The following is a 16,239-nucleotide window of genomic DNA, read 5'->3' as shown; positions in this document are numbered from 1 at the left end:
CCTTATATTCTTTAATACATTAATACATTTCTTATAAATTCAACGTAATATATTTTGTATTATCCAACAGATGACGGGAGATCCTCATGATTGTCACATTTAAAACCAAGCCATATGCAGATATCACGATGTTTGGCGATGTTGCCATTCATTTACTGAAACTGATGGGACATAGTGGTACGGTTCCCAGTGCTATTGTGGCAGATGATATTCCCGCTTATTTAAAGCGTTTAGAGCAAGCCGTTAATGATGCGAAAGCAAGAGAAGCTCAAGGAGATGATGGTGAAGATGAAGAAAATTCACATATTTCTATTGCAAAGCGTGCTCTTCCTCTCATCGAGCTACTCCAGGCTGCGACTAATGCCCATGCTGATGTGATGTGGGAATAAGCAAACACCTAAAAGACAAACTTTTTTTGCGCAACAACAAAATCCAGATCATCTTAAATATGCTTAATTGTATGTAATTAAAAAAATAACAATCCATACAATGACTTATTTTGTATGTTTTTATTGCATACAAATATAGCTAGGCATAGCATCTACTCCAAATTGTACGGCAAAGGGCGGAGGGGTAGATAATGTCAATGTGGTCACCAAGAATTGATACAAATGCTCGGGTTAAATACATCGGTATTGTGGAGGCCATAGAAGCGGATATAAAAAACCGCTTATTAAAACCCGGTGATCGTTTACCTGCACAGAGACAAATAGCTGATTCACTCTCTGTCGATCTAACGACCGTCACCAGAGCGATTAATGAAGCCGCCAGAAGAGGTCTGGTTGAGACCCAAAGGGGAAATGGCTGCTTTATCGCACAAACTACTTTCTCTCATTACAACTCGTCTCAGCTTATTGAAGGCAAACCGCTGGATTTAAGCATGAACAACCCGCCCATTCCGAGCGGGCTGAATCTAGAGAAAAAAGTGGCTGAGGCCATCAGCGAACTGAGTCTATCCGGTATTTCTGTATCACATCACCTCTGCTATCAGGAAACAGCCGGTCACCCGGATGATCGTGAAGCAGGTCAGCAATGGCTATCATCGAAACTTACAGATTTAAATAGCGATCAACTTTTGATTTCCAGTGGTGCTCACAGCGCTTTGTTTTGTTTGTTAAGTTATCTGAAACGTAGAGGTGCAAAAACTGTAGCTGCTCCAGAGTTTTCCTATCCTGGATTGAGAGCGATGGCCGAGCAGTTACAACTGGATGTTGTCGGTATCAGTATGGATGAGCAGGGAATCATTCCAGAACAATTGCAACTGCAATGTGCAAAACAAACAATCGATATTTTGTATGTCATTCCCAATATTGATAATCCCACTACAGCGACGTTGTCTGCACAGCGTAGAGAGTCATTAATTGTCCTAGCAAATCAATATGATCTCACCATTATTGAAGATGATCCCTACTACCAGTTTGTAGATGAAAAACTGCCGTCACTCTTCAACATGGCAAGAGATCGCACCTGGCATATTGCCACAATCTCAAAATGTCTCAGCCCATCTTTACGTGTTGCTTATATCGCCTCACCCAATATTAATGATGCGTTAGGGCTGACAGAAGAAATGCGAATCAGTCATTTAATGGCACCACCATTGATGACAGCTGTTGTTTCGCACTGGATCAGGCACCACAAAATTGATGAGATCACTCAGGCGATTAAGACCGAAAACATCAGAAGACAGTCGTTAGCTCAGTCAATTTTTCAGCAGAGCGATATTTCCTCTCATCCAGCCTCACCGCACCTTTGGCTGAGAATGCCACATGGATACAAAGCATTAGATTTTGCCGAACAAGCGAGCAGGATAGGGGTTTCTATCGTACCTTCAACGGCATTTGTCATGTTCCGAAGTCGTAGTCAGGCCGTTCGAATATCACTCGGGGCCAGCAGTGATTATGAGTCATTAAAACAAGGGTTAACGTTGTTGTCGGATTTATACCGACCAGGCTTAATTCGTTCAAAAACCATCGTATAACTACAAAAACATACTCGTTTTCAGCATATAAGCACAGAGGAGTTCCTGTGATGAGCAAACTATCAGAAATACCCATTAAGGTTGAAGTTTATGATGCCTTATCCGACTGGGAAGTGCATACCGGTGAGGGGGAGAATGTCATTGCCAAGCGAATGAAAGGCCGATTCAGGACCTTAAAAAACTTTGGCATGTCTGTCTGGTTAATCTACTTTCTCGGTCCTTACTTGCGTTGGGATGGGCATCAAGCTGTTTTACTTGATATTCCTAAACAACAATTTCATTTATTTGGATTGACGTTATACCCGCAGGATATCTGGGTACTGTCTTTGACGCTATTGTTTTTCGCCATCTTATTAGCTGCTGCAACCAGTATCGCCGGTCGTGTCTTTTGTGGTTATTTCTGTTTCCAGACCGTATGGACCGATGTATTTACCTTTATCGAAAGCCAGTTTGAAGGCAATACGCCACAGAAACAGCGTAAATTTAATGCAGCTCCTTTAACTGCAAATAAAGCTATTCGAAAGCTCGGCAAACATACCGTGTGGTTAGCGATTGCCATCCTCACTGGCATCTCATTTTCAGCCTGGTTTACCGATGCCTATCAGTTATGGGGCGACATTTTCTCTCTTCAGGCAGCCACCCCAGTCTGGGTAGCCATGGGCATATTTACCTTTTTCACATACTGGTTTGCTGGCTTTATGCGTGAACAAGTGTGTTTCTGGTTATGTCCTTATGCACGTCTGCAGGGTGTGATGTATGACCAGGAAACGGTTTTACCTGCTTATGATGCTGTTCGCGGTGAACCGAGAGGTAAATTATCTCGCTCTGGTGTACAAGAGGCTAATAAAGGCTCATGTATTGATTGTAAATTGTGTGTTGCCGTATGTCCGACCGGGATTGATATAAGGAAAGGTCAGCAAGAAGGTTGTATCACTTGTGGGTTATGTATTGATGCCTGTGACAGCATCATGGATAAAATCAATGAGCCAAGAGGCCTTATTCGTTACGCATCTCATAAAGAGCTTCATCAAGGTCAAACTAAAGTCAGCCTTTGGAAACGTCCACGAGTCGTTGTTTACAGTTTGATTATGGCGTTTTCTATTATTGGTGTCGGTTATGGCTTTACTCATTTTGAACCTACGGAATTTAATGTGGTTCACGAAAGAAGACCTTTGTATATACAAATGAGTAACGGTGACATTCAAAATAAATACACTTTAAAACTGCTGAATAAAACAGACCAGCCTCTTGTTGTGAACTATGAAATTGAGGGCCTGCCATCAGCGACGGTTGATGGTTTAGAGCAGGGTGTAACCATACAACCAGGTAAAGTCGTACCTGTAACAGCCTTAGTCAGATTACCTTCTGATACGACCTCATCTGGCTTGCATGAATTTCACTTTGTCGCCACTAGTGAGGGGAGCTCAGCCATCAGTAACCGTTATAAAGCGGTGTTTATTTCCCCGTGAGCTAAAACACCTTTTGTATGACTAATACGGTGCGAAGCTTTCTTTATTTTGCACCGTATTCTTTTCATCAAGTGGTAAAATCACTTACCTCTAATCCTGCAGAATTTTACTCATGACTTATCCTCAGAATGCCGCGTATTCTCAACGAATAAAAGTGATCACAGCGGGCATCTGTGCCGTCATTTTAACAGTAGGAATTGCTCGTTTCTCTTACACTCCGTTTTTACCAATGATGTTAAACCAAACAGACTTAACGGTGGTGAACGGTGGTTGGCTGGCCACTTTCAATTATATTGGTTATCTACTCGGTGTGGTCCTGGTGTCATTTACCAATAATCTTGCCTTTAAGTTTCGGTTTTATCAGTCTTGTCTAGTAGTTGCAGTGTTATCAATCATAGCAATGGGCATGACGACACAGCTCGAACTCTGGGTATTATTGCGTTTCATAGCCGGCATTTCAGGTACAGCCGGCGTTATTCTCTCGTCAGGCTTTGTATTAAGCTGGCTGAAACATCATCAATTTAAGCCTGAACTTGGCTTACACTTTATGGGCCTTGGCCTCGGTATCGCGATACCGGGAACGGCTGTGGTGTTAATGAACCACTATTATGCCTGGGATAGTCAATGGATCCTGATGGGGTTATTTGGCATCGTATTTTTTATACCAGCTTGGTTCTGGATACCGCCACCACTCTCAACACAGCATAAATCCACGCAAGTCATAGTTGAACCACCGCGTAGTTGGATGATAAAACTGATTTTAGCTTACGCCTGTGCCGGTGTGGGTTATGTAGTGAGTGCAACGTTTATTGTGGCAATTTTAGAGGATATGCCACTATTAGCCGGAAAAGGCGACTGGATTTGGGTCATACTTGGGCTTGCCGCAGCACCAGCTTGTTTTTTATGGGATAAAGTAGCGAACAAAATAGGCGAGTTGAATACTTTACTGGTGACCTATGCCTTACAATTTGTTGCGATTCTCATTCCCGTAGTTTCAAGTTCATTGATTGCAAATATCATTGCCGCTGCAATTTTTGGTTGTACATTCACTGGCATTGTCAGTTTGATGCTGACCTATATCGGTCACAAGTTTCCTAAAAACCCAGCAAAAGCCATGGCACGTCTGACGATTTGTTATGGTGTGGCTCAAATTATTGCACCCGCTGCGGCAGGATATATGGCAAGTCATAATGGTAATTACCAACTTGCTTTGATTTTTACTTCAATGATCATGGTGGCAGGGATGGCTTTTCTACTTGCCGTTAAACGCGATAAATTTATCGCTCCAAAGTCAGATTAGTTAAACAAAACGTCGTGAAATGCTCTTGATGCAGGTCCTAAAGGTCTGCCATGACAGACAATCCAATATAAAGGACGGGTCAACATATCATGATGACCTCGTGATATTTCTTTGAGTTGCTTAGTCTCACAAAAACTGTGAATGACTGAGCGAGGCAAAATTCCTAGACCAAAGTTTTTAGATACCATCTGTGCAATAAGCTCATTACTTCCTACTTCAATAATTTTTTTAGGTGTTATTTTTGCCTTAACTAGAAGTTGTTCCATGAGATCGCGGGTCATTGAGCCACGCTCTCTGAGTAGCCAAGGATGTTTATGCCATTCTTTATCGTCGATATCAGGGTGAGCAATAATGCTCATTACTTCCTGCTTCCATATCTTGATGTCATATTGCTCTGATTCAATTTTTCCTCCCTCAACCAAGGCAATATCGATATCTGCATCCGTTAATGCTTCTTTAATTGAATGAGTTGACTCCACCATGACTTTAAGATCGATATTAGGATACTTTTGCTGGAAATCGACTAAATAAGGTGTGAGCCAATAATTGGCTATAGTTGGACTTACCCCGATGGTAATGGCTCCACGGTTAAGTTTCTGCCTGGCGATGACTTCATCTGTTGCTGCCTTCTCCAAGGCAAAAATACTTCTGGCGTAGTCATAGAGCATTTTTCCATCTTTCGTCAGACTTAATGGTCGACCTTTAACACCGCGCTCAATCAGCGGAAGTTTAAGATAGCTCTCTAATTCATTCACTGACTTGGATACGGCTGGTTGGCTAATATAAAGCCGGTCAGCTGCATCTGAAAAACTACCTGTTTCAATCACCGTAAAAAAATGTCTGAGATGGTTTAAATTCATAATATAACTACTGGTTATGGATAAATAATAATAATCTATTATTTTTATAATAAAGCTAAGCGTAGTCTGTGTAAAAAGCAATGAATGGATAAACACATGTTACGGGCAAATGTTTTAAATAAACTCACACCGCTGTCACCATACGGTCTGGGTATCTTGCTATCTCTAGCACTTGGCTTAATGGCTATTACTGTGGCAAAAACGTCTTTTTTTAGTTCGTTGGGTATCAGTGCACTCACCATCGCGATTATTGCTGGCATGTTGATTGGTAATACGGTCTTTCCACGTTTTGCCGACACCCTCAGTAAGGGCATTGATTTCTCTCGCTCACGACTTTTGCGCTTTGGCATCGTGCTTTTCGGATTTAATGTGACTATCCAACAAGTCATGTCTATTGGCATGAATGGATTTATGATTGATTGTTTGATAGTGACCTTAATATTTGGCACGGCCTATTTTATCGGTACACATTGGCTGAAATTGGATCGTGACACCACCATATTAATTGGGGCCGGTAGTGCTATTTGTGGCGCGGCAGCTATTTTAGCCACTGAACCTGTCATCAAAGCTCAAGCCCATAAAATCTCAGTAGCGGTGGCTACTGTTGTTATTTTCGGCACCTTATCCATGTTCATTTATCCTCTCATTTATCCCTACCTGAATATGAGTGAGTTTGACTATGGTATTTTCGTGGGATCAACGGTTCATGAGGTGGCTCAAGTGGTTGCTGCCGGTGATGCGATCAGTCCTGATGCAGCCAATGCCGCTGTTATTGAGAAAATGATGCGAGTGATGTTACTTGTGCCATTTTTACTGTTTATTTCTAATTTTTACCGTCGTCAATCATTAGCGGTCATAAATGAAAAGTCAGGCATAAGTGTTCCCTGGTTTGCTGTTATGTTTGTGATAGTCATTGGCATTAACTCATTGAATGTCATCCCACACAGTTTGGTGGTGGCGATTAAATCGACCGATGTGATCCTATTATCCATGGCAATGGCAGCTTTAGGTGTCAGAACCCATATTGGTGCTATCAAACAAGCTGGTGTGAAACCACTCGTGCTTGCATCGATATTATTTTGTCTGTTACTGGTGATCGGGTATTCAGTCAATATTCTTATAGAGTAAATATTTTATTGAAGATAAATTCAGCGAAAGGTAGATATTCAGCGCTAGTTCTTATCTCGCATCCATAGTGATGGGAGTCCAGAACATCTGCTTATTAGACACATTTTTTACTTTTTAACCTTATAAAATCTGATTTAGCATTTTTGCTCATAAACAATCCCATTTAAATTAGTTCTGTTTAATCCACCGTCTGACTAGCATCTCCCTGAACTTACACAAAACACGGGAGATACACCATGACGATTAAATTAAAACCACTTAGTCAAACACTGCTATTGACTGGATTACTCAGCCATTCATTTGTTGTATTGGCTGAGGATGTAAAACAGTCCCCATCCCTCGAACAGCTGCAACAACAGATAGATTCATTGCAAGAGCAGTTGCAACAACAGCAACAAGCATATGAAAAAGATCGCCAAGATGATCGCGCGAATATTATTGCTAAAACGAATGGACGAAGTTTGAAGTTTGAGTCCAATGATGGCGAGTTTTCTGCACAAATAGGTGGGCGCTTTCAAGCTGATGCTGCGTTCTATGGCAGTGACATACCAAGTGGTGATGCCACAGACATTCGTCGCTTATTTTTGGACCTATCCGGACAGTTTTATCAGGACTGGGGCTATCGTTTTCAGTATGACTTTGCTCGTCCCGGTGAGAGTAGTTCGAGCCGTGGTATTCGTGATGCTTATCTGAAATATAACGGTTTGGAACAAGGCTCAATCACAGTTGGGCAGTTTAAGACCCCATTTGGCTTAGAGCATCTTACTAGTAGCTTAAATAGCACTTTTCTTGAGCGTGGATTAAATCATCTGTTTTCTCCTGATCGGCGATTAGGGGTGGGGTTTGACACATACTCGGAAAATTGGACTGCATCAATTGGGGCATTTGGTGGCCCAGTTGAAAGTGAAACAAGCTCAGGTCAGGACCAGGATGAAGGCTGGAACCTGATAGGACGGATTACAACTACCCCCATTAAAACAGATAAGTCATTGATTCATCTTGGTGTCGCCGTTAGACAAAACTGGGCACAAGATAGTGATAAGTCACAACGTTATCGTGCTAGTCCGGAAGTTGAAGCGGATGGAAACCGACTGATTGATACAGGCTTAATCAATCAGGTGGATGAGCAGCAAGCCTATGGACTGGAGTTTGCCAGTGTGGTTGGACCATTCTCTGTGCAAGCTGAATATACCCAAACCCAGTTGCAGCGTTCCTGCTCCCCAGACCTGAAATTTGATGGATGGTACGTCTTTACCAGTTATTTTCTGACGGGTGAATCACGACCTTACAAAAAGGGAGTATTTGATCGTATCAAACCTCTTCATGCTGTCGGTAACGGTGGAATTGGGGCATGGGAGCTTGCTGCACGCTACAGCACGGCGGATCTCAATGATGCAGATATTTATGGTGGTGAATTAGACAACGCCACATTAGGACTTAATTGGTACACCACCGATAACGTCCGCTTCTCAGCCAATTACATCAGGGTGTTAGATGTGAACCGTCCAGGTAGTGATGTAGACGGGATTGATGGCGACATTTTAGCGTTACGCGCTCAATTCGATTTTTAAACTCATCTTAATAAAAAGGAAATTAACCATGACATTACAACGATTAATTAAAACAGTGCCGCTACTCATTACGAGTGCCTTAGCCAGCCAAAGTGTTTTAGCGAAAGATATTGAGTTACTTAATGTTTCCTATGACCCGACGCGGGAAATATATCAAGCTTTTAATCCATTATTTGTGGATTATTGGAAAGCCCAAACTGGTGACACTGTAACCATTAAACAATCACATGGTGGTGCTGGCAAACAAGCCCGAGCCGTCATTGATGGTTTGCAGGCCGATGTGGTGACTTTAGCCTTAGCATATGACATTGATGCTATTGCCGAAAAAACAGGCAATATCGATCCTGACTGGCAATCCAAGTTACCTAACAATAGTGCGCCGTATACATCGACGATTGTGTTTCTGGTGCGTAAAGATAATCCCAAACAGATCAAAGATTGGGATGATTTGATAAAACCTGGCATTCAGGTAATCACACCCAACCCAAAATCATCTGGAGGAGCACGGTGGAATTACCTTGCGGCCTGGGGTTACGCCGAACAAAAGTATGGTAGCGAAGAAAAGGCTCGTGAGTTTGTGAAAACGCTATACAAGAATGTCCCCGTATTAGACAGTGGTGCCCGAGGAGCCACGAATACATTCGTTCAACGAGGGATAGGAGATGTTTTACTGGCATGGGAAAACGAAGCCTTCCTTGCTATCAATGAACTTGGGCCCGACAAATTTGAAATAGTTGTTCCATCGATTTCGATTGTGGCGGAACCGCCTGTGGCCGTGGTCGATAAGATAGCTGAAAAACATGGCACAGAAGCTGTAGCACAGGCCTATTTAGCTTATTTGTACTCTCCACAAGCACAACGACTGATTGCTAAAAGTTATTACCGTCCAGTATTACCTGCTTTGGCTGATCTCAAAGATATCGCGAGGTTTCCTGAAATAGATACATTTACGGTCAAACAAAAATTCGGTAGTTGGCAGCAAGCACAAAAAACGCATTTCAATGATGGTGGTGTGTTTGATCAGATTTACATTAATCAATAGAGGGTAGAAACATGACCATAAGAGCTATTAATACGCGTAACCAGTTTAAAGGCGTAGTTAAACGTATAAAAAAAGGTGACGTTGTTAGCGAAGTCGAAATTGATACTGGTATTGGGGTGATTACATCCGTTGTGACCACATCCTCTGTGGAGGACTTGGACTTAAAACCGGGAGAAGACATTATCGCTTTGTTTAAATCCACTGAAGTGGCTTTAGCGAAGTTTAGTCGGGTCTAAAATGGCAATAAATAAGGCATATAGATAATTCATAATGATTTTATTTTTGTGCGTTAATTCATAATACCGACAATCCAATATTGTGACTTGGGTTAACTTTATCTAAACTCAACCGTTCGCGATGGAAAGCACTCACAAAAGTACATTCAATTTTTTACTTCAAATTTATGTCGTCCACTTGTGAGTGCTTTCCGCCATTTCTCAGTTTAGTCTCATTAACTTTGTCCACGTTTCATGGGACGTGCTAATATTCACCGCGTTTCTGAGGACGACCTTGAAAACCATTTAACTAGCGGGGACGACCCCATTATAAGGCGTCGTTATGAACTGGTTAATTCTTATTACTGCAGGGTTACTTGAAGTAGGTTGGGCGATAGGGCTCAAATATACGGATGGTTTTACTAAACCCGCAGCCTCTATTACTACATTCTTATTGATGATTGTCAGTCTCTATATGCTAAGCATCGCTCTACGTTCATTACCGATGGGCACTGCTTATGCTATCTGGGTTGGCGTTGGTATGGTAGGGACCGTGATTGTTGGTGCACTGTTTTTCAATGAAGCCTTTTCGCTTATCAAGCTTGTCAGTTTAGTTCTTATTATCACGGGTATCGCAGGACTAAAATGGTCAACAAGTTAACCATGTTTTGAGGTAGTGCTCAAAAATATCATTTCGCTGGCTATATTTTCGTCGTAGCCAGCGTTTTTTTGCCAACACACTCATCGTTAAAATGCTCAAACAGAAATCAATTTAACTTATCCAAGAACACATATCACTTTTCTTCATAAGCTTCGCATTTTTTCTTGGTTCTGTTTGTTACGCCTAATCCCTAAACTACGTCCATCAATGATTTAGGGGACAAAGATGAAGCCGTTACGATCGTTTTCGGTATTACCGGGCTTTGGTTTATCACTGGGCTATACCATTATTTATCTATCACTGATCGTGCTATTGCCTATCAGTGCTGTTTTTATATTTTCCAGTCAACTGAGTATCACTGAGTACTGGCAAGCGGTCACATCACCACGTGTATTAGCATCGTATCAATTATCGTTTGCTGCTTCTTTAGTTGCTGCATTAATTAATGTCGTTTTTGGCGTGTTACTCGCCTGGTGCCTGGTGCGTTATTCCTTTACAGGTAAACGTATTGTTGATGCGCTTGTGGATTTACCTTTTGCTTTACCAACAGCGGTAGCAGGCATTGCTTTAACAGCCTTGTATGCACCCAATGGCTGGTTGGGGCAAATTATTGAAGGGCAGTTTGGAATAAAAGTCGCTTTTACACCACTAGGTATTTTAGTGGCATTGGTTTTTATTGGTTTGCCTTTTGTGGTTCGTACATTACAGCCAGTGCTTGAAGAGCTGGATCTTGAACTGGAAGAAGCTGCAGCCAGTTTAGGGGCAAATCGTTGGAAGACATTTCGCTATGTGGTCTTACCTGTCTTATTCCCGGCGATTTTGACGGGGTTTGCACTGGCTTTTGCTCGAGCGGTAGGTGAGTACGGTTCGGTTATTTTTATTGCCGGAAATATCCCGATGGTGTCAGAAATTGCCCCCTTAATGATTATCAGCAAACTCGAGCAATACGATTATCAAGGAGCAACAGCCATTGCATCCGTGATGTTAGTGATTTCGTTCATCTTATTGCTGGTGATTAACTTATTGCAATCATGGACGGCAAAACGAACTGGAAGGAATGCGTAAATGACCACATATACAGCAACACGTTTTGAATTAACTGTCACAACCAGTGAACCTAAATGGTTGAAATACCTTTTATTAAGTATTGCACTGAGCTTCTTTAGCTTGTTTTTGCTTTTACCTCTTATTGCCGTATTTACCGAAGCCTTGCGTAAAGGCATAGATGTGTATTGGTTGGCTTTGACTGATACCGATGCATTATCAGCCATTTTATTAACGTTGACAGCAGCATTGATCGCTGTGCCATTAAATTTAGTGTTTGGAGTGGCAGCGGCATGGGCTATTACCAAATTTGAGTTTAGAGGTAAGCAATTACTGATTACGTTTATTGATCTGCCATTTTCTATTTCACCGGTCATTATTGGCCTGAGTTTAGTGTTGGTATTTGGCATTCATGGTTGGTTTGGTGAATGGCTGACGGAGCATAATCTAAAAGTCATTTTTGCATTACCCGGCATCGTGTTAGCCACGGTATTTGTCACATTTCCATTTGTGGCAAGAGAGCTGATTCCATTCATGCAGGCACAGGGAAAAGAGGAAGAAGAAGCATCTATCGTCCTAGGAGCAAAGGGCTGGCAAACATTTTGGTATGTGACTTTACCTAATATTAAATGGGCTTTGTTGTACGGAGTGATATTAAGTAATGCCAGAGCAATGGGAGAGTTTGGTGCGGTATCCGTTGTTTCAGGACATATTCGTGGAGAGACTAACACACTGCCACTCCATGTTGAGATTCTCTATAACGAATATAACTTTGCTGCCGCCTTCGCTGTTGCATCCTTGCTGGCTTTGTTGGCATTAGTAACCTTGTTTATTAAGACTTACATAGAAAATAAAAACAATAATACAAACAGGTGATTAGATATGAGTATTAATGTAAAAAATATACATAAAAAATTTGGCGATTTTATCGCCCTGAACGATATCTCTCTGGATTTTAATAGTGGCGAATTGGTGGCCCTATTAGGCCCATCAGGCTGTGGTAAAACAACTTTATTACGGATTATCGCTGGTCTTGAACAAGCCGATCGTGGCGACGTTATTCTTGATGGCGAAAATGCATCAACAGCACATGTCAGAGAACGTCAGGTCGGTTTCGTGTTCCAACATTACGCTTTGTTTAAACACATGACGATTTTTGACAATGTGGCGTTTGGTTTACGTATGAAACCAAAACAACAGCGTCCTTCAGAAGAACAGATTAAGGACAAAGTTCACCACTTATTACAATTAGTGCAGTTAGATTGGTTAGCTGATCGTTTTCCCGCTCAACTTTCTGGTGGGCAACGCCAGCGTATTGCGTTGGCCAGAGCATTAGCCGTAGAACCCAGAGTGTTATTGTTAGATGAGCCATTTGGTGCATTGGATGCGAAAGTCAGAAAAGAGCTTCGACGCTGGTTAAGACGATTACATGATGAACTACATATCACCTCTATTTTTGTGACACATGATCAGGAAGAAGCACTAGAGGTCGCTGACCGGATTGTATTGATGGATCATGGCAAAGTAGAGCAGGTGGGTTCGCCATCATCAGTTTATAATCGACCGCAAACACCCTTTGTGTATGGGTTCCTTGGTTCTGTAAATTTATTTCATGGTCGTGCTGAAAAACAGCATATCTATGTCGGCTCAGAGAAACTGACTCATCATGATAATGAATATCTACAGCCTAGAGAGGTATTTGCGTTTGCCCGGCCACATGAGGTGAGCATTAAATCTGAACATCATGCCGATGGCATCAGCGCTAGAGTTAGCCGTGTTTTGTCTTTTGGTCTGGAAACGCGGGTCGAGCTAAAAGGCGTAAATAGCCAGGCAGATCAGCATTATGAGGTTCAGATAGCACAAGATGAGTTAGATACACAGCTTTTACAGGTGGGACAGCAGGTGAAACTAGTGCCGTCAGCATTAAAGTTATTTCCACGTGAACAACAATAGGAACAAAGATAAGTGAATTTTCAACAACTACGTATTTTGCGTGAAACAGTGAAGCATGATTTTAATCTCACGGAAGCGGCAAACCACCTTTTTACGTCACAATCAGGTGTATCAAAACATATTAAAGATTTGGAAGATGAATTAGGGGTAGAGCTATTTGTTCGCAAAGGCAAGCGCCTGCTGGGATTAACTGAGCCAGGTAAAGAGCTGATAAAAATTGCAGAGCGGATTCTACTGGACGCAGGCAATATTAAAAACCTGGCTGATCACTATCGTGACAACGATAGTGGCGAATTAACGATTGCGACCACTCACACCCAGGCACGTTATATTTTGCCTCCCGTCATTACACTGTTTAAACAACGTTATCCTAAAGTGCATTTAAAGCTGCATCAGGGTAGTCCGGAAGAAATCGCCAAGCTGCTGCTTAATGGGGAGGCTGATATTGGTATTGCTACTGAGACGCTAGGTGATATTGCTGAGTTAGCCAGCTTTCCATACTACCAATGGACACATACCGTGATTGTGCCAAAAGGACATGTACTCGCAGAACAGACCGAGCCGCTATCGTTAAAATCAATTAATGCCTATCCAATTGTGACTTACCATGACGGTTTTACCGGACGGGCCATCATCGATAAAGCCTTCAGGCATGTGGGTGAAATACCCAATATTGATATGTCAGCATTGGATGCTGACGTTATAAAATCGTATGTGGAACTGGGTATGGGCATCGGTATTATTGCGTCTGTCGCTTATGACAAGCAGCGTGATGCAGGGCTAATCGCCTTATCAGCAGATCATTTATTTGAGCCCAGCTGGAGTAAAATTGGTTTGCGACGTGGACATTATTTGCGGCAATACGCCTATGACTTTATTGAGCTTTGTTCTGAAAATATCACCGCAGAGGTCATTAATGCGGAGATTAGCCCTGAACCATGAGATTAGACAGCCACTGACTGAAGTTGAATATCTTTGCTGGGAGGTTGACCAAAAAAGCGGCTATATTCCCGACTGAATTGCGACACGCTGGAATAACCTACGTGCATACAAGCGGTGCTGACATCCATCATTTTTGACAGCATCAGATGTTTCGCCTCATACAGACGTAACTCTTTCTGAAACTGTAACGGGCTCTTCGACGTTATTGCTTTAAAGTGATGATGGAATGACGATATGCTCATATTGACCCGTTCAGCCAGTTCATCGACTTTCATCGGTTCAGTAAAGTTTTCCTGCAACCAGGAAATGGCAGCCGAGACTTTTTGCAGATGGGAATCTCTAGTCGCAATCTGCACGACCAGTTTGCCGATATGACTTTGTAACAGGCGGATATAAATTTCTTCCATCACTAACGGAACCAGCAAGGTTGATACTTCTGTTTGAGCTGATAAACCAATTAAACGGGTAGCGGCTTCGATAATATGCGGATTAGCCTGACCAATAAAAATCGGTTTGGTGTGTGCGGTTTTAGGCAAACCGTAGGGAAACACCTTTAGTGCCGTTTCGGCCAGCTTTTGCTGATCCATATCGATAATCAAACACAAGTAGGGTTCATCTTCACTGGCCTGAATAATCTTGGCTGAGACCGGCACCTCCGTTGAATAAACAGCCATTTTGGAATCGTCATACTCGTAAACATCACTTCCGATAATGGCGCGTTTAGCGCCTTGAGCAATAATGCAGATACCGGGCTGGCTATTACCACGAACAGCGACTTCGTCAATTTTAGATACACGAAAAACGCGGACACCTGCGATAGGTAAATCAAACAAGCCATCGTGTGGAGCATAACGGCTAAGTAATTCAGCCAAAGGTTTTGTATTCATCAGGTCTATCTAAACAAGGAAAAGGGCAGCCAGAAACTGACTGCCCGTATAGGATTAGGCCGTTAATGATGCCATATCGATGACAAAACGGTAACGCACATCAGAACGTTCCATTCGCTCAAAGGCGGTATTAATTTCATCCATTTTGATCATTTCACATTCAGGCAGAATGTTCATTCGACCACAGAAATCCAGCATTTCCTGAGTTTCTTTGATACCACCAATTAATGAGCCCGCAATGCGGCGGCGACCGAAAACCATCGGCGCTGTGTTTGGCCCTTCAATAGGACCAATCTGACCGACCATAACCAGAGTGGCATCATTATCTAATAGTGGGATGTAAGGATTAAGATCATGATTTACTGGCACGGTATCGATAATCAGATCAAAACTGGAAGCGGCAGCCGCCATTGCGTCTTCATCTTTAGATACCAAGAAGTTATGAGCGCCCAGTTCTTGCGCATCGGCTTCTTTTTTCGGTGATGTACTGATGACTGTCACATCAGCACCTAAACCAACAGCGAGTTTAATGGCCATATGACCTAAACCGCCCATGCCAACGACACCTACACGGCTACCAGGTCCGACATTCCATTCTCTCAAAGGTGAATAAGTAGTGATACCTGCACATAATAATGGCGCGGCTTTAGCCAGATCCAGATTTTCTGGCAGGCGTAATACAAATTCTTCACGAACAACGATGTGTTTGGAGTAACCACCTTGTGTCATATCATTAGTAATACGGTCTGGTGAACCATATGTCAGTGTAAAAGTATTACGACAGTATTGTTCATGGTCGTTATGGCATTCATCACATTCCTGACAGCTATCGACCATACAGCCAACAGCGACATGATCACCGACGTTATATTTGCTGACATTGCTGCCAACGGCAGTCACACGGCCGACTATTTCATGACCTGGCACAACAGGGTATGAAGACCCACCCCAATCATTTCTGGCAACGTGTAAATCGGAGTGACACACACCGCAATAGAGGATTTCCATTGCTACATCATTATCGCGTAATTCTCTACGTTCAAAGTGATATGGGGCGAGCGGGGTATCGGAGGAATGAGCTGCGTAACCAACAGTTTTCATAGATGTAACTCCCTTAGATAAAAGAATTAGAGGTGAAAATACTATAGACGGAACGATGAGAAACCACTTGCCTAATACTACAGCCTTT

16 protein-coding genes are annotated in these 16,239 nt (G+C 42.4%); 13 read left to right on the top strand and 3 right to left on the bottom strand.

What is annotated here, in order from left to right:
• The first annotated feature begins 86 nt into the window (after positions 1-86).
• The 4 genes from MAMP_RS06040 to MAMP_RS06025 all read left to right on the top strand — a co-directional run bounded on the left by MAMP_RS06040 (position 87) and on the right by MAMP_RS06025 (position 4,747).
• Positions 87-389 carry a DUF1840 domain-containing protein gene (locus MAMP_RS06040; RefSeq protein WP_007145120.1) on the top strand — a complete coding sequence of 101 codons (303 nt, stop codon included), beginning with the start codon at positions 87-89 and terminating at the stop codon, positions 387-389.
• A gap of 191 nt (positions 390-580) precedes the next feature.
• Positions 581-1,978 (top strand): aminotransferase-like domain-containing protein, encoded by a 1,398-nt coding sequence (locus tag MAMP_RS06035; RefSeq protein ID WP_007145119.1) that lies wholly within the window; start codon positions 581-583, stop codon positions 1,976-1,978.
• 50 nt (positions 1,979-2,028) lie between these two features.
• Positions 2,029-3,447, top strand: coding sequence for a cytochrome c oxidase accessory protein CcoG (gene ccoG, locus MAMP_RS06030; RefSeq protein WP_007145118.1), 1,419 nt, complete (start codon positions 2,029-2,031; stop codon positions 3,445-3,447).
• 112 nt (positions 3,448-3,559) lie between these two features.
• Positions 3,560-4,747, top strand: a complete 1,188-nt coding sequence (locus MAMP_RS06025; RefSeq protein WP_007145117.1) for a YbfB/YjiJ family MFS transporter — start codon at positions 3,560-3,562, stop codon at positions 4,745-4,747.
• On the opposite strand, the gene MAMP_RS06020 is transcribed toward MAMP_RS06025, so the two are convergent.
• Positions 4,744-5,607 (bottom strand): LysR family transcriptional regulator, encoded by an 864-nt coding sequence (locus MAMP_RS06020; RefSeq protein ID WP_007145116.1) that lies wholly within the window; start codon positions 5,605-5,607, stop codon positions 4,744-4,746. The genes MAMP_RS06025 and MAMP_RS06020 overlap by 4 nt on opposite strands.
• Before the next feature lie 96 nt (positions 5,608-5,703).
• On the opposite strand from MAMP_RS06020, the gene MAMP_RS06015 reads away from it, so the two are divergent.
• The 9 genes from MAMP_RS06015 to MAMP_RS05975 all read left to right on the top strand — a co-directional run bounded on the left by MAMP_RS06015 (position 5,704) and on the right by MAMP_RS05975 (position 14,163).
• Positions 5,704-6,735 carry a YeiH family protein gene (locus tag MAMP_RS06015; protein ID WP_007145115.1) on the top strand — a complete coding sequence of 344 codons (1,032 nt, stop codon included), beginning with the start codon at positions 5,704-5,706 and terminating at the stop codon, positions 6,733-6,735.
• Positions 6,736-6,971: 236 nt separating this feature from the next.
• The gene (locus tag MAMP_RS06010; protein ID WP_007145114.1) at positions 6,972-8,306 is read left to right on the top strand and encodes an OprO/OprP family phosphate-selective porin; all 1,335 of its coding nucleotides are present in this window, start codon (positions 6,972-6,974) and stop codon (positions 8,304-8,306) included.
• A gap of 28 nt (positions 8,307-8,334) precedes the next feature.
• Positions 8,335-9,348 carry a sulfate ABC transporter substrate-binding protein gene (locus MAMP_RS06005; protein ID WP_007145113.1) on the top strand — a complete coding sequence of 338 codons (1,014 nt, stop codon included), beginning with the start codon at positions 8,335-8,337 and terminating at the stop codon, positions 9,346-9,348.
• A gap of 11 nt (positions 9,349-9,359) precedes the next feature.
• A complete protein-coding gene (locus tag MAMP_RS06000) occupies positions 9,360-9,584 on the top strand; it encodes a TOBE domain-containing protein (protein WP_007145112.1) in 225 nt (74 codons plus the stop codon).
• Positions 9,585-9,906: 322 nt separating this feature from the next.
• A complete protein-coding gene (locus MAMP_RS05995; protein WP_007145111.1) occupies positions 9,907-10,224 on the top strand; it encodes a DMT family transporter in 318 nt (105 codons plus the stop codon).
• A gap of 225 nt (positions 10,225-10,449) precedes the next feature.
• Positions 10,450-11,289 (top strand): sulfate ABC transporter permease subunit CysT, encoded by an 840-nt coding sequence (gene cysT, locus MAMP_RS05990; protein WP_007145110.1) that lies wholly within the window; start codon positions 10,450-10,452, stop codon positions 11,287-11,289.
• Positions 11,290-12,144, top strand: coding sequence for a sulfate ABC transporter permease subunit CysW (gene cysW / locus MAMP_RS05985; protein ID WP_007145109.1), 855 nt, complete (start codon positions 11,290-11,292; stop codon positions 12,142-12,144).
• 6 nt (positions 12,145-12,150) lie between these two features.
• Positions 12,151-13,221, top strand: coding sequence for a sulfate/molybdate ABC transporter ATP-binding protein (locus MAMP_RS05980; protein ID WP_007145108.1), 1,071 nt, complete (start codon positions 12,151-12,153; stop codon positions 13,219-13,221).
• 12 nt (positions 13,222-13,233) lie between these two features.
• Positions 13,234-14,163, top strand: coding sequence for a CysB family HTH-type transcriptional regulator (locus MAMP_RS05975; RefSeq protein WP_007145107.1), 930 nt, complete (start codon positions 13,234-13,236; stop codon positions 14,161-14,163).
• A 2-nt stretch (positions 14,164-14,165) separates the two neighbouring features.
• Here the strand turns inward: MAMP_RS05975 and MAMP_RS05970 are convergent, their stop codons facing one another.
• Both MAMP_RS05970 and MAMP_RS05965 read right to left on the bottom strand, forming a co-directional pair.
• Complete coding sequence (locus MAMP_RS05970; protein ID WP_007145106.1) at positions 14,166-15,050, bottom strand: AraC family transcriptional regulator; 885 nt, start codon at positions 15,048-15,050, stop codon at positions 14,166-14,168.
• A gap of 54 nt (positions 15,051-15,104) precedes the next feature.
• The gene (locus tag MAMP_RS05965; RefSeq protein WP_007145105.1) at positions 15,105-16,151 is read right to left on the bottom strand and encodes an NAD(P)-dependent alcohol dehydrogenase; all 1,047 of its coding nucleotides are present in this window, start codon (positions 16,149-16,151) and stop codon (positions 15,105-15,107) included.
• Positions 16,152-16,239 lie beyond the last annotated feature (88 nt).

The sequence above is a fragment of the Methylophaga thalassica MP genome (genome assembly GCF_000214595.1).
Classification (GTDB): Bacteria; Pseudomonadota; Gammaproteobacteria; order Nitrosococcales; family Methylophagaceae; genus Methylophaga; species Methylophaga thalassica.
Note: the sequence above shows the minus strand (reverse complement) of the source record. Positions and strands in the feature narration are given on the sequence as shown.

What these genes read in the sequence shown, in the direction of transcription:
- MAMP_RS06035 (WP_007145119.1), top strand. Translation starts at nt 581, where the DNA reads ATGTCAATGTGGTCACCAAGAATTGATACAAATGCTCGGGTTAAATAC.
- MAMP_RS06000 (WP_007145112.1), top strand. Translation starts at nt 9,360, where the DNA reads ATGACCATAAGAGCTATTAATACGCGTAACCAGTTTAAAGGCGTAGTT.
- MAMP_RS05980 (WP_007145108.1), top strand. Translation starts at nt 12,151, where the DNA reads ATGAGTATTAATGTAAAAAATATACATAAAAAATTTGGCGATTTTATC.
- ccoG (WP_007145118.1), top strand. Translation starts at nt 2,029, where the DNA reads ATGAGCAAACTATCAGAAATACCCATTAAGGTTGAAGTTTATGATGCC.
- cysT (WP_007145110.1), top strand. Translation starts at nt 10,450, where the DNA reads ATGAAGCCGTTACGATCGTTTTCGGTATTACCGGGCTTTGGTTTATCA.
- MAMP_RS06025 (WP_007145117.1), top strand. Translation starts at nt 3,560, where the DNA reads ATGACTTATCCTCAGAATGCCGCGTATTCTCAACGAATAAAAGTGATC.
- MAMP_RS05965 (WP_007145105.1), bottom strand. Translation starts at nt 16,151, where the DNA reads ATGAAAACTGTTGGTTACGCAGCTCATTCCTCCGATACCCCGCTCGCC.
- MAMP_RS06015 (WP_007145115.1), top strand. Translation starts at nt 5,704, where the DNA reads ATGTTACGGGCAAATGTTTTAAATAAACTCACACCGCTGTCACCATAC.
- MAMP_RS06020 (WP_007145116.1), bottom strand. Translation starts at nt 5,607, where the DNA reads ATGAATTTAAACCATCTCAGACATTTTTTTACGGTGATTGAAACAGGT.
- MAMP_RS06010 (WP_007145114.1), top strand. Translation starts at nt 6,972, where the DNA reads ATGACGATTAAATTAAAACCACTTAGTCAAACACTGCTATTGACTGGA.
- cysW (WP_007145109.1), top strand. Translation starts at nt 11,290, where the DNA reads ATGACCACATATACAGCAACACGTTTTGAATTAACTGTCACAACCAGT.
- MAMP_RS06005 (WP_007145113.1), top strand. Translation starts at nt 8,335, where the DNA reads ATGACATTACAACGATTAATTAAAACAGTGCCGCTACTCATTACGAGT.
- MAMP_RS05995 (WP_007145111.1), top strand. Translation starts at nt 9,907, where the DNA reads ATGAACTGGTTAATTCTTATTACTGCAGGGTTACTTGAAGTAGGTTGG.
- MAMP_RS05970 (WP_007145106.1), bottom strand. Translation starts at nt 15,050, where the DNA reads ATGAATACAAAACCTTTGGCTGAATTACTTAGCCGTTATGCTCCACAC.
- MAMP_RS06040 (WP_007145120.1), top strand. Translation starts at nt 87, where the DNA reads ATGATTGTCACATTTAAAACCAAGCCATATGCAGATATCACGATGTTT.